The sequence below is a fragment of the Arthrobacter sp. P1_D12 genome (genome assembly GCF_056406175.1).
The window spans coordinates 47,582-60,949 of the sequence record NZ_JBFUAR010000020.1; the positions used below are offsets into that span (position 1 = coordinate 47,582).

Genomic DNA, 13,368 nt, shown 5'->3' on the forward strand with positions numbered 1-13,368 from the left:
GCGGCGGTCCGTACACTGCAAAACGTCATGAAAACGAAAACGGGGGCCATTTGTCTGGCCCGGCTAAGCTTTAAGCAATGGTTATGTCTTACATAGATACCGCTTCCACCGTAGACGCTTCGCGGGCGTTTCCGCTGGGGATCAGCGTTCCACATACCGGGTCGCCGGCAGTGGACGATCCCCGGGGCGCGTTCGCCAACGTGGCCGTCTACGCGCCCGGCGTAACCACGCTGGAGATCGAATATCAGGCGCCCGGGGGAACCTGGCAGGTGAAGACCCTGCCCAACGTCACCGACGGCGTCCACCACGGAATTGTTGAGGGCATTCCCGCCGGCTCGCGCTATGGCTTCCGGTCCTCCCCGGAACACGAGGCCCTCCCGCTGTCCATGCCCGCCACGGATTTCGATGCCGCCGGCGAGCAGCCGCTGCTGATGGACCCCTACGGCCGGGCCGTCGACGAACGCGATGAGCTGATCACCAGCGTCCGGGTCGGTAACGACTTTGACTGGGGTCTGGACCGCAGCCCGCGGGTCCCGTGGCGCAACACGATCGTTTACGAGGCCCACGTCCGCGGCCAGACGAAGCTGCACCCGGATATTCCGGAGGACCTGCAGGGGACGTACGCCGGGATGGCCCACCCGGCCATGATCGAGCACCTGATCTCGCTGGGCGTCACGGCCGTCCAGCTCCTGCCCGTGCATTTCCACGTGGACGAGCCGCACCTGCAGCAGCTCGGGCTGACGAACTACTGGGGCTACAACACGGCGGCGTTCTTCGCCCCGCATCCCGGCTACGCCACCGAGGCCGCCCAGGCCGCCGGCGCCCACGCGGTCCAGGACGAGTTCAAGGGCATGGTCAAGCTGCTGCATGCCGCCGGGCTCGAAGTCATCCTCGACGTCGTGTACAACCACACCGCCGAGGGCGGCACGGACGGTCCCACCCTGAGCTTCCGCGGCCTGGGCGAGATGCAGTACTACCGCAACGACGGCCACGGCAGGTACGTGGACACCACGGGCTGCGGCAACAGCCTGAACTTTGGCGAACCCCGCGTGGTGCAGCTGGTGCTGGATTCCCTGCGCTACTGGGTGAGCGAGTTCCACATCGACGGGTTCCGCTTCGACCTCGCCGTCACGCTGTGCCGCAACAGCTCCAACGAATTCGATCCGCGGCACCCCTTCCTCGTCGCCGTCGGAGCCGATCCGGTCCTGTCCGGCGTCAAGCTGATTTCCGAACCCTGGGACGTGGGCTACGGCGGCTGGCAGACCGGCCGGTTTCCCGCCGGGTGGGTGGACTGGAACGATCATTTCCGCGACGCCGTCCGCAGCTTCTGGCTCGCCGACCGCGCCGCGATCGACGGCGGTGGCAGCGGCGGCCCGGTGGCCCGCCTCGCGGACGCCCTCTCCGGTTCCGCCCGGCTGTTCGAGTCCTCGGGCCGGTCCCGGCTTGCCTCGCTGAACCTGATCACGGCCCACGATGGCTTCACCCTGGCCGACCTGACGGCCTACGACCGCAAGCACAACGAGGCCAACGGCGAGCAGAACCGGGACGGCCACGGCGATAACCGCAGCTACAACCACGGCTTCGAGGGCCCCACTGAAGACGGCGACATCCTCGCCCGGCGCGCCCAAAGCAGGCGGAACCTGATGGCCTGCCTAATGATTTCCCAGGGCGTACCCATGATCACCGCCGGGGACGAGATCTGCCGGACCCAGCAGGGGAACAACAACGCCTACTGCCAGGACAATGCACTGACCTGGATCGACTGGACCAGCACCACGGAATCCCATGCGATGCTGCGCACCACCAAGCGCGTCATCCGGCTGCGCAAGGAGTTTCTGGCCAGCCAGCCGCATGATTACCCGGCGCGTGACAACCAGTCCTACTTCCACTGGTTCGATGTGGACGGCCAGCCTATGTCCGCCGACACGTGGCATGACCCCGGCCACCGTGTGATCCAGCTCCTGCTCGGATCCGACGACGGGCACGTCGACGGCCTCGTGGTGGTCAACGGCGGCGCCGACGACGTCAAGGTCACCTTGCCTCGGCTGAGCAATGAGGACGGCACCGGGCACCGGCTCTTCGAACTCCGCGTGACGACGTCCGAACTCCATGACCGGCGTCAGGGGGCCCGCGTCGCCTCCGGTGAGCGCGACCTCGTCCAAGCCAACACGATCAATATCTACCGCACCTAAACAATTCGAAATTAAGGCCCCCATGAAGATTTACTCGGCAGAGACCTGGACCATCGAAGAACTCACGGCGCAAATCGGCGACGCCGGCCGGCGCGCCCTGGTGGTCCCCGCCGCCGACACCAAGCAGGCGGTCCTGGACACGTTCGGCGAGCTCCTGGACGTCCCGGAGGACTACGGCACGGACCTGGATGCCCTGCACGATTCGCTGCACGACGTCGCGGATGCCGTGACGGACGACGGCGAGGCGCCCGTCACGTTCATCTGGCAGGTGCCCGCCGCGCTCCGCGCGGACCGCTCCTTCGGCGTCATCTGCGAAACGCTGCAGGACGCCGAAGGCTACGCCGGCAAGAGCCTGGACGTCATCGCCGTCTGCCTCTAAAAGAGCTAGCACGCCACGCGGTGACGGTCAGGCCGCGGTGACAGTCAGGCGTTGACGATCAGGCCCAGCTCCGCTTTTGAGGCCAGGCCGTCGTTCTTGGGGAGCACACGCACGGTGTAGCCGAAGGACCCCGAACGGTCAATCACCAGCGTGCCGCTGAAGAGGTGCCGGCCCTTGCCGAGGTCTTCGGCGGCCTTGAGCTCCGCGACCGTGATGTCCGTCAGCTCATCGGTGTCCTCTGCCCGGCCGTAGGCCACCTCAACATAGACGTCGTCCGGTGAAAGCTCACGCAGCGCCACGTACGCATTTACCTGCAGCAGATCGCCGATCTGCGGGTCCTCGGAGACCCCCACCGAGTCGACGTGTTCAACCTGGATGTGCGGCCATGCGGCCCGGACCCGTGAGCTCCATGCCGCCAGGGCCTTGGCCTGGGCGTAGTTGTCCGCCACGGCATGGCGCCCTGCGATCGCGGCGGGCCGGTACAGGACGTTGACGTAGTCCCGGAGCATCCGTTCCGCGGAAACCGCCGGGCCCAGGTGGGACATGGTGTGCTTGATCATCGAAACCCAGTGCGTAGGAACGGCCTGCAGGCCGGGCTGGGACGGTCCGGCAGCGCCCGCGGCGTCGGACACGGTCAGCCCGTAGAACCGCGGCGCCACCTGCTTTTCGAGCAACTCGTACAGTGCCGCCGCCTCGATGTCGTCGCGTTCCTCCGGGGAGGCGTCGTTGTTGGCGGTCGGGATCGCCCAGCCGTTCTCGCCGTCGTACATCTCATCCCACCAGCCGTCCATGACCGAGAGGTTCAGCGAACCGTTCAGGGCAGCCTTCATGCCGGAGGTACCGCAGGCCTCCAGCGGGCGCAGCGGGTTGTTCAGCCACACATCGCAGCCGGGGAACAGGGTCCGGGCCATGGCGATGTCGTAGTTGGGCAGGAACGCGATCCGGTGCCGCACGGCGGGGTCGTCGGTGAACCGGACGAGGTCCTGGATCATCTTCTTGCCGGCGTCGTCCGCCGGGTGGGACTTCCCGGCGATGACCAGCTGAATGGGGTGCGTCTTGTGCAGCAGCAGCGCCTTAAGCCGTTCCGGGTCGCGCAGCATCAGGGTCAGCCGCTTGTAGGTCGGCACGCGGCGGGCAAAGCCGATGGTCAGGACGTCCGGATCCAGGACGGAGTCCGTCCACGCCAGCTCGGCGTCGGCCGCGCCGCGCTTCTTCCACGCGGCCCGGAGCCGGCGCCGGACATCCTCCACCAGGGACACCCGCATCTCGCGCCGCAACGCCCAGAGGTCCTCGTCGGTGACGTTGTAGGCCAGGTCCCACCGGCCCTGCGCCTCCGCCTCGGCACCGAACTGGTCCCGCGCCAGCGCGGCGATGCGGGGGTCCACCCAGGTGGGGACGTGCACGCCGTTGGTGACGGAGGTGATGGGGATTTCGGAGTGATCGAAGCCCGGCCAGAGGGCGGAGAACATCCCGCGCGAGACCACGCCGTGCAGTTTGGCCACACCGTTGGCCCGCTGGGCCAGCCGCAGCCCCATCACGGCCATGTTGAACACGAACGGGTTGCCGTCGGCGAAGTCCTCGCGGCCCAGGTCCAGGATCTTGGCCACCGGGACGTCCGGGGCGAGGCCGGCTTCGAAGAAGTGCTGAATCTGGGAGATTTCGAAGCGGTCGATTCCCGCCGGCACCGGCGTGTGGGTGGTGAACACCGTGGACGCGCGCCCGGCGGCCAGGGCCTCCTCCCAGCTCAGCGGCGCCGCGCCGGACATCAATTCCTGGATCCGCTCGACGCCGAGGAACCCGGCGTGGCCCTCGTTGGTGTGGAAGACCTCCGGCGCGGGGACGCCCGTGAGCCGCTGGAACTCCCGCAGCGCCTTGACCCCGCCCATGCCCAGCAGCAGCTCCTGCTGCAGCCGGTGGTCTCCGCCGCCGCCGTACAGGCGGTCGGTGATGCCGCGGGCGGCCTCGTCGTTGCCCGGAACGTTGGAATCCAGCAGCAGCAGCGGCACACGTCCGACGTCGGCCCGCCACACGTGCGCCAGCAGGCGCCGGCCCTGGGGAAGCGGCAGGGAGATCTGGACCGGTTTGCCGTTGCCGTCCGGGGAGGCCTCGCGCAGGAGCGTCAGGGGCAGCCCGTCGGGGTCGAGGACCGGGTACGTTTCCTGCTGCCAGGCGTCCCGGGAGAGCGACTGCTTAAAGTAGCCGGCCTGGTACAGGAGGCCGACGCCGATCAGCGGCACGCCAAGGTCCGAGGCCGCTTTCAGGTGGTCCCCGGCCAGGATGCCAAGGCCGCCGGAGTACTGGGGCAGGACCTCGGTGATGCCGAACTCCGGCGAGAAGTAGGCGATGCATGCCGGCGCGCCGTCGCCCAGGCTCTGGTACCAGCGCGGCTGTTCCAGGTACCGGTCGAGGTCATCGGCCGCGGCGTGGACGCGCCGCACCACGTCCTGGTCCGCGGCGAGGCGCTGCAGCTCTTCCCGGCTCACCAGGCCCAGAAAAGTCACGGGGTCGTGGGCGCTCTCCGCCCAGATCCCGGGGTTGAGCCCCTCGAAAAGCTCCCGGGTGGGCCGGTGCCAGGACCACCGGAGATTGGTGGCGAGCCGGGCCAGCGGCCGGATCGACTCCGGGAGTACGGTTCGGACGGTAAATCTGCGGATTGCCTTCACCTGCGAAACACTAACGGACAAGTCGGTGCCCCGGAACTGCTTTAAGATTCTTTCCCGTAAATGACGGATATCACTCCGACCAGAACCGGAAACCTCCGGAAAACGTTCGAGGCCTTAGCATTCTGGCCGTTTTGTAGATAACGTCGAGGCTGTGACGAATAACTCGCGAACCAGCGCCGTGTCCAAGCAAAAGCCCAAGGCCCTGATCACGGATGGCCTTCGATTTGGCCGCTTTCCGATCACCGCCGTGCAACCTTCGGTGGAGGGCGGAAAGTTTCCCGCCAAAGCCGTCGAGGGCCAAACCATTGTCGTGGGAGCCACCGCGTTCCGGGAGGGACACGACCAGCTCGGGGTCAGCGCGGTCCTGCTCGACCCCCGCGGCAAAGAGCGGCAGCGGGTCCGTCTCGCCCCGCCGCGCGGACCCCGCGGAATGGGCACGGACCGCTGGGAAGGCCTCCTGACCCCGCCCGCCACTGGCAACTGGTCCTTCGTCATCGAGGCCTGGCACGACCGCTACGGCACATGGCACCACAACGCCGAGGTCAAGGTGGAGGCCGGCATCGACGTCGAGCTCATGCTGTCCGAAGGTGCCGCCCTGCTGGCCGAAGCCTCCGAAGACGCCTCCCGCCCCTCCGGTGACCGCAGAACGCTGCGGATGGCCGTCGTCGTCCTCTCAGACACGTCCCGGACACCCGAGGAACGCCTCGCCGCCGGCTTCGGCGCCGACGTCGCCGCCGTCGTCGAACGCCAGCCCATCCGCGAACTTGTGACGGTTTCCGAGCCTTACCCGCTGCTGGTGGAGCGAAAGCTTGCCGGAGCCGGCGCCTGGTACGAATTCTTCCCCCGCTCCGAAGGTGCCGTGCGCAACCACGACACGGGTGAATGGACCTCCGGCAACTTCCGCACGGCTGCGCAACGCCTCGACGCCGTCGCCGCCATGGGCTTTGACATCATCTACATGCCGCCGATCCACCCGATCGGCGTCCAGCACCGCAAGGGGCCGAACAACACCCTGATCGCCGGACCGCACGATCCCGGTTCGCCGTGGGCCATCGGATCCCACGAGGGCGGCCACGACGCCATCCACCCGGATCTGGGCACCTTCGAGGACTTCGACGCCTTCGTAGCGCGGGCCGGTGAGTTGGGACTCGAGGTGGCCCTGGACCTTGCCCTGCAGGCCGCGCCGGACCACCCGTGGGTGCAAAGCCACCCGGAATGGTTCACCACGCGCGTCGACGGCACTATTGCCTACGCGGAGAATCCGCCAAAGAAATACCAGGACATTTTCCCGCTGAATTTCGACAACGACCCCGCAGGGCTGTCCAACGAAATTCTAAGGATTGTGATGCTCTGGGTCAGCCACGGCGTCAAAGTGTTCCGGGTGGACAATCCGCATACCAAACCCGTCTGGTTCTGGGAATGGCTGATCGGCAAGGTCAATAAGAAGCACCCCGACGTCGTCTTCCTCGCCGAGGCGTTCACCCGCCCGGCCATGATGCACGCGCTTGGCCGGGCCGGCTTCCAGCAGTCCTACACCTACTTCACCTGGCGGAACACCAAGGAAGAACTGGAGACATACTTCCAGGAGGTCAGCCACGAGTCGGCGGCCTACTTCCGGCCGAACTTTTTCGTCAACACCCCGGACATCCTCACCGAGTACCTGCAGTTCGGCGGCCCGGCGGCCTTCAAGATCCGTGCCGCCCTGGCCGCGACGGCAAGCCCCATCTGGGGCGTGTACGCCGGCTTTGAGCTCTACGAACACGTGGCCCGTCCCGGCGCCGAGGAGTACATCGACAACGAGAAGTTTGAGTACAAGGCCCGCGACTGGGACACGGCGGCAGAATCGGGGCGCACCCTGGCCCCATACCTGACCCGGCTCAACGGGATCCGGCGCGCACACCCGGCCTTGGGGGATCTGCAGAACCTGACGGTGCACCAGAGCTCGGACAGCTCCACCGTGGTGTACTCCAAGCACAAGACCCTCGCGGACGGGACCAAGGACACCCTGATCATCGTCGTCAACGTGGACCCGCACGGCACCCGGGAGAGCACGGTGTCCCTGGACCTGCCGGCGCTGGAACTGGACCCGGAGAACTTCACGCACAACGGCCGTTTCATGGTTGATGACCTGCTGACCGGCGAGAGTTGGGAATGGGGGGAGTACAACTACGTCCGCCTGGACCCGCACGCCGAGCCCGTTCACATTCTTAGCATCCGGAGGTAGTGCCAGTGAGTTTTAGCCCGCAGAACCCGAGCCAGCACTTCAGCCCGAGGGGGAGCTTTGAATTGAATGCCCCGGGCCTCCAGCACGATCCCCTCTGGTACCGCAAGGCGGTCTTTTACGAGGTGCTCGTGCGGGGCTTCGCCGACGGCAACGGAGACGGCTCGGGCGACTTCCACGGCCTGATCGAGAAACTGGACTACCTGCAGTGGCTCGGGGTGGACTGCCTGTGGCTCCCGCCGTTCTTCCAGTCACCGCTGCGCGACGGCGGCTACGACATCTCGGACTACAACTCCGTGCTGGACGAGTTCGGCACCATCAGCGACTTCAAACGGCTCGTGGCCGAGGCCCATGCCCGGGGCGTCCGGGTCATCATCGACCTTCCGCTGAACCACACCTCCGACCAGCACCCGTGGTTCCAGGAGTCGCGGAAAGACCCCGACGGTCCGTTCGGCGACTTCTACGTCTGGAGCGACACAGACGAGAAGTACGAAGACGCCCGCATTATCTTCGTGGACACGGAGGAATCCAACTGGACCTTCGATCCCATCCGCCGGCAGTTCTTCTGGCACCGGTTCTTCAGCCACCAGCCCGACCTGAACTTCGAGAACCCCAAGGTCATTGACGCGCTCTTCGACGTCGTGCGGTTCTGGCTGGACCAGGGCATCGACGGCTTCCGGGCCGACGCCATCCCGTACCTGTTCGAGGAGGAGGGCACTAACTGCGAGAACCTGCCGCAGACCCACGAATTCCTCCGCCAGCTCCGCCGGATGGTCGATGAAAGCTACCCGGGCCGCGTGATCATTGCCGAGGCCAACCAGCCGCCCGCCGAAGTGGTGGAGTACTTCGGCACCGAAGAGGAACCGGAATGCCACATGGCGTTCCACTTCCCGATCATGCCGCGGCTGTACTACGCGCTGCGGGACCAGAAGGCGGCCCCCATCATCGAGACGATGAAGGACACGCCGGACATTCCCGAAGGCGCCCAGTGGGGCACGTTCCTGCGCAACCACGACGAACTGACGCTGGAAATGGTCACTTCAGACGAACGCGCCGCGATGCTCGGCTGGTACGCGCCGGATCCACGCATGCGCGCCAACATCGGCATCCGGCGCCGGCTGGCCCCGCTGCTGGATAACTCCCGCTCCGAGATCGAGCTCATCAACGCCCTGCTGCTGTCCCTGCCCGGCAGCCCGTTCCTGTACTACGGGGACGAGATCGGCATGGGGGACAACATCTGGCTCGAGGACCGTGACGCGGTCCGCACCCCGATGCAATGGAACCCGGACCGGAACGCCGGGTTCTCCCACGCCGACCCCGGCAAGCTGTACCTGCCGGTGATCCAGTCGCTGGTCTACAACTACAGCATGGCGAACGTGGAGGCCGAGGCCGCCCATTCGGGGTCCCTGTTGCGCTGGACCAGGCAGATCCTGAGCGTCCGCAAGAACCACCCCGCCTTCGGACTCGGCGGGTTCAAGCACGTGGAGGCTGACCACGACGTCGTCCTGGCCTATCTGCGTGAACTCCCCGAAGGCAACGCTGCCGGCGCGGACGCCGAGACCATCCTGTGCGCCTTCAACCTCTCCCAGCACCCCGTGGCGACGAAACTGCGCGTGCCCGGCTTCGCCGGAAGGGGCCTCCGGGACGTCTTCGGCGGCCAGGCGTTCCCGGGCATCGGCGAGGACGGAACCCTGACGCTGACCCTGGGCAGCCACGATTTCTTCTGGTTGCGGATCCGTTCCGCCGCCTCCAACCCGGCATCCCCGTTCACACAGGCGATGCCCGTACTGTCCATCGAGGGTTGAGATGACGCGAACAGCCCTTGCCCCGGCCTTGAGCGGACTGCTTGGCGCCTGGCTGCCGCGCCAGCGATGGTTCCCTGTCAAGACCGCCGAGTTCACCTTCGAACCGGCGGGCGGCCTGCGCCTGGAGGCCGGCGCCGGCGGGGCCACGTTCGAGGTGTTGCTGGTCGCGGTGTCCTACCCCACGCCCGGCGGCAGCCGCACCGACGTCGTCCAGGTGCCGCTCAGTTTCCGGCCAGAACCCCTTCCGGGGGCAGAACGCGCGCTGATCGGCGAACTTCCCGGCACCCGCGCTGATGCCGCCCACCAGTGGGTGTACGACGGCGTCCACGACGCCTCCTTCGTCGCCGCCTGGCTGGAGCTCATGCGGCACGGCGCAACGACGCCACCGGCCACCTGGTGGAGTCCGGCTACAGCCTTCCGTTCGCAACAGGCAAGGTCAAGGTCCTGGCGGGCGAGCAATCGAACAGCTCGGTTATCGTCGACGACGAGGACGGCGGCACAGTCGCCATCGTGAAGTTCTTCCGAGTGCTGTCCGAGGGCCAGAATCCCGAGGTTGAAATCGGTGCGGCGCTGACTGCGGGGCACAGCGCGGAGGTCCCGGCAACCCTTGGCTGGGTGGCCGGAGAGTGGGAGGTGCCGGCGGCCGCAGCCGGGGCGGAGCCATCAGGTGCCCACCGTCCTGCCACTGTCCGTCCCGCCTCCGGCGAGCTTGCTGTGGCGCACGAATTCCTCGCCGGCGGACTCGATGCGTGGCGGCTCGCCGTGGACGCGGCCAGCCGGGGGATCGGGTTCGCTGCCGAAGCCCACGCGCTGGGCGCGGCGACAGCCACCGTACACCGCAGGCTCGCCGAGGCCCTGGGCACAGCCGCCGAATCTGCGCCGGGGCAGGACATCGCGCCGGGAGTGGCCGAGCGCGTCCGTCAGTCCTGGGCCCAGGCCGGCCAGGCCGTCGGGCCATACGAAGAAGCCCTGGACCGTCTCCTCGGCCGGCTCGAGGGTACCAGCGCTGGCCCGCTCCAGCGTATCCACGGCGACCTCCATCTCGGGCAGATCCTGCAGGTGCCCGGCAGCATGGTCCCGGGCGAGCCGGGGGCCCCACCGCGCTGGGCCATCCTCGACTTCGAGGGCGAGCCCCTGCGCCCCATCTCCGAGCGCAACTTCCCGGACGTCGCTCTTCGCGACGTTGTCGGCATGCTGCGGTCCTTCGACTACGCCGCCGGCGCCGCCGTCCGCGAAAACCCCGGAGCCGTGGTGCCCGGGACCTGGGTGGATGACTGCGCTGAGGCGTTCCTGGCCGGCTACGCCGACGTCATTCCCGGCAGCATCGACCGCGACTCGCCGCTCTTTGTGGCGCTCTGGCTCGACAAGGCCCTCTACGAAGTCATCTACGAACTAAGGAACAGGCCGGACTGGCTCTCCATCCCGGTGAACGCATCGCGTCGTCTCCTCGGCAGTACAGGTTCCGGCGTCGCCGCCGAAGCCGCAGCGGAAGGTATAAAAATGACAGGATCAGCACGTATCGATCGGCCCGGCACGCCACTGCCCGTGGATGGCGAGACCCTTGCGAGGGTCTCCAGCGGCGAACACCACGCGCCCCACTCGGTCCTCGGCGCCCACCTCGATGACCATGGCCATGTCACCATCCGGACGGTCAAGCACTTGGCGGAAGCGGTCTCGGTCGTGACGTCGGCAGGTTCGACGCCTATGACGCACGAATCGAGCGGCGTATGGGTGGCCGTGATGGAGCCGCTCGAGCGCGGCCATGTGCCGGATTACCGGCTCGAGGTGACCTACAAGGACCACGAGCCGCAGGTCATGGACGACCCCTACCGTTACCTGCCGACCGTCGGCGAAGTGGACCTGCACCTGATCGGTGAGGGCCGGCACGAGCGTCTGTGGGATGTCCTCGGCGCGCATGTGCAGCACTACAAGTCCTCGCTTGGCGACGTCGACGGCGTGTCCTTCGCCGTCTGGGCCCCGAACGCCCAGGCAGTGCGAGTCAAGGGTGACTTCAACGGCTGGGACGGCCGCGAACACTCCATGCGCTCCCTCGGTTCCACCGGTGTGTGGGAGGTCTTCATTCCCGGGGTTGTAGCAGGGGCGTGCTACAAATTTGAACTCAGGACCCGGCACGGATACTGGGTGGAAAAAGCGGACCCGCTGGCCTTCGGCACCGAGGTCCCGCCGCTGACGGCATCCCGGGTGGTGGAGCCCTCTTACGTCTTCAAGGATGCCGAGTGGATGCAGGCCCGCGCCGCCCGCGATCCGCACAACTCGGCCATGAGCGTCTACGAGGTCCACCTCGGTTCCTGGAAGGTGGGGCTGGGCTACCGCGAACTGGCCAAGGAACTCGTGGAATACGTCAAATGGCTCGGCTTCACCCACGTGGAGTTCATGCCCGTGGCCGAGCACCCCTTCGGCGGCTCGTGGGGCTACCAGGTCACCTCGTACTTCGCGCCGACCTCGCGCTTCGGGCACCCGGACGAATTCCGCCACCTCGTTGACGAACTCCACCAAGCCGGCATCGGCGTCCTCCTCGACTGGGTCCCGGCGCACTTCCCCAAGGACGAGTGGGCCCTGGCCCGGTTCGACGGCGAAGCGCTATACGAGCACGCCGATCCGAACCTGGGCGAGCACCCGGACTGGGGAACGCTGATCTTCGACTTTGGCCGCAGGGAGGTGCGCAACTTCCTGGTGGCCAACGCCCTGTACTGGCTCGATGAGTTCCACATCGACGGGCTCCGCGTGGACGCCGTTGCCTCGATGCTCTACCTCGACTACTCCCGGGAAGAGGGTCAGTGGCAGCCAAACCGTTTCGGCGGCCGCGAAAACCTGGAAGCGATCTCCTTCCTCCAGGAGGTCAACGCCACGGTCTACAAAACCCACCCCGGCGCGGTCATGATTGCCGAGGAATCCACCGCATTCCCGGGCGTCACGGCACCCACGAGCGGCGGCGGACTGGGCTTCGGCCTCAAATGGAACATGGGTTGGATGCACGACTCGCTCAAATACATGGCCGAGGACCCGTACAACCGCCGGTGGCACCACGGCACCATCACGTTCTCGATGGTCTACGCCTTCACGGAAAACTTCCTGCTGCCCATCAGCCACGATGAAGTTGTGCACGGCAAGGGCTCCATGCTGCGCAAGATGCCCGGTGACCGGTGGCAGCAGTTGGCAAACCTGCGCGCATTCCTGGGATATCAGTGGGCCCACCCGGGCAAGCAGCTGATCTTCATGGGCACCGAATTCGGCCAGGAAGCGGAGTGGTCGGAGCAGTACGGCCTGGACTGGTGGCTCGCGGACATCCCGGCACACAACGGCATGCAGCTCCTGACCAAGGACCTCAACGAGCTCTACCGTTCCACGCCGGCGCTGTACGAGCGGGACAACCAGCCCGAAGGGTTCCAGTGGATCAACGGGGGAGACTCGGACCGCAATGTGCTGACGTTCATCCGCCGCGACGCCGACGGCAACCCGCTGGTCTGCGCCGTGAACTTCTCCGGCGGCCCGCACACGGACTACCTACTCGGCGTCCCGACCGCCGGCGAGTGGCAGGAAGTGCTCAACACCGACGCCGCCAGCTATGGCGGTTCCGGGGTGGAGAACACTGGAACCCTGACCGCGACGAAGGACGGTCTGGACGGACAACCGGCCATGCTCACCGTCACCCTGCCTCCGCTAGGGGCCGCGTACTTCAAGCCGCTGGGCTAGGCGCTAGGAGCTAGGCGCAGCGCCCGGGCAGCAGGTCTGGCGCGCGTAGGGAAGTGTTTGCGAGAGGCCCGGAATCCCCGTGATTCCGGGCTTTTCTGCACCGTCTTCTGTGCCGCTTTGTCAGCCGGTCCAAGTGGTGGTAGAGTTTATTTCCGCGCTGCTCCCCGGAGTTGAACGGCCACCAAGACCCAGAAGCCTATGGCAAGAATGAGTCTGGATCGCCGATTTGACTAGGGTGAAGCGGCCGGGTAAGTTTGAAAAGTTGCTCCGGAGCGATCCTTGACTGATTGTTGGTTGTGGTGGTGCCGGGTGTGTCTGTTGTTTGAGAACTCAATAGTGTGCCAAGTTTGTTGATACCAATTTATTGTATTGAATTGGTTGAATTTGCCGGGCC

5 protein-coding genes and 1 pseudogene are annotated in these 13,368 nt (G+C 66.5%); 5 read left to right on the forward strand and 1 reads right to left on the reverse strand.

Features of this window, described 5'->3' with window-relative positions:
• Window positions 1-77 precede the first annotated feature (77 nt).
• Together glgX and AC1DZV_RS15565 are read left to right on the forward strand one after the other, a co-directional pair.
• Entirely contained in the window at window positions 78-2,192 is a 2,115-nt protein-coding gene (gene glgX / locus AC1DZV_RS15560) for a glycogen debranching protein GlgX (RefSeq protein WP_476949778.1), read from the forward strand.
• 22 nt (window positions 2,193-2,214) lie between these two features.
• Window positions 2,215-2,571 carry a barstar family protein gene (locus tag AC1DZV_RS15565; RefSeq protein WP_079552073.1) on the forward strand — a complete coding sequence of 119 codons (357 nt, stop codon included), beginning with the start codon at window positions 2,215-2,217 and terminating at the stop codon, window positions 2,569-2,571.
• Between the two features lie 44 nt (window positions 2,572-2,615).
• Here the strand turns inward: AC1DZV_RS15565 and glgP are convergent, their stop codons facing one another.
• Window positions 2,616-5,234, reverse strand: coding sequence for an alpha-glucan family phosphorylase (glgP, locus tag AC1DZV_RS15570; protein ID WP_476949777.1), 2,619 nt, complete (start codon window positions 5,232-5,234; stop codon window positions 2,616-2,618).
• A gap of 151 nt (window positions 5,235-5,385) precedes the next feature.
• On the opposite strand from glgP, the gene AC1DZV_RS15575 reads away from it, so the two are divergent.
• The 3 genes and pseudogenes from AC1DZV_RS15575 to AC1DZV_RS15585 all read left to right on the forward strand — a co-directional run bounded on the left by AC1DZV_RS15575 (window position 5,386) and on the right by AC1DZV_RS15585 (window position 12,974).
• Window positions 5,386-7,458, forward strand: a complete 2,073-nt coding sequence (locus AC1DZV_RS15575; RefSeq protein ID WP_476949776.1) for an alpha-1,4-glucan--maltose-1-phosphate maltosyltransferase — start codon at window positions 5,386-5,388, stop codon at window positions 7,456-7,458.
• Between the two features lie 5 nt (window positions 7,459-7,463).
• Window positions 7,464-9,260 (forward strand): maltose alpha-D-glucosyltransferase, encoded by a 1,797-nt coding sequence (treS, locus tag AC1DZV_RS15580; RefSeq protein WP_476949775.1) that lies wholly within the window; start codon window positions 7,464-7,466, stop codon window positions 9,258-9,260.
• A 1-nt stretch (window position 9,261) separates the two neighbouring features.
• Window positions 9,262-12,974: pseudogene (locus AC1DZV_RS15585) on the forward strand (1,4-alpha-glucan branching enzyme).
• Window positions 12,975-13,368: the final 394 nt, after the last annotated feature.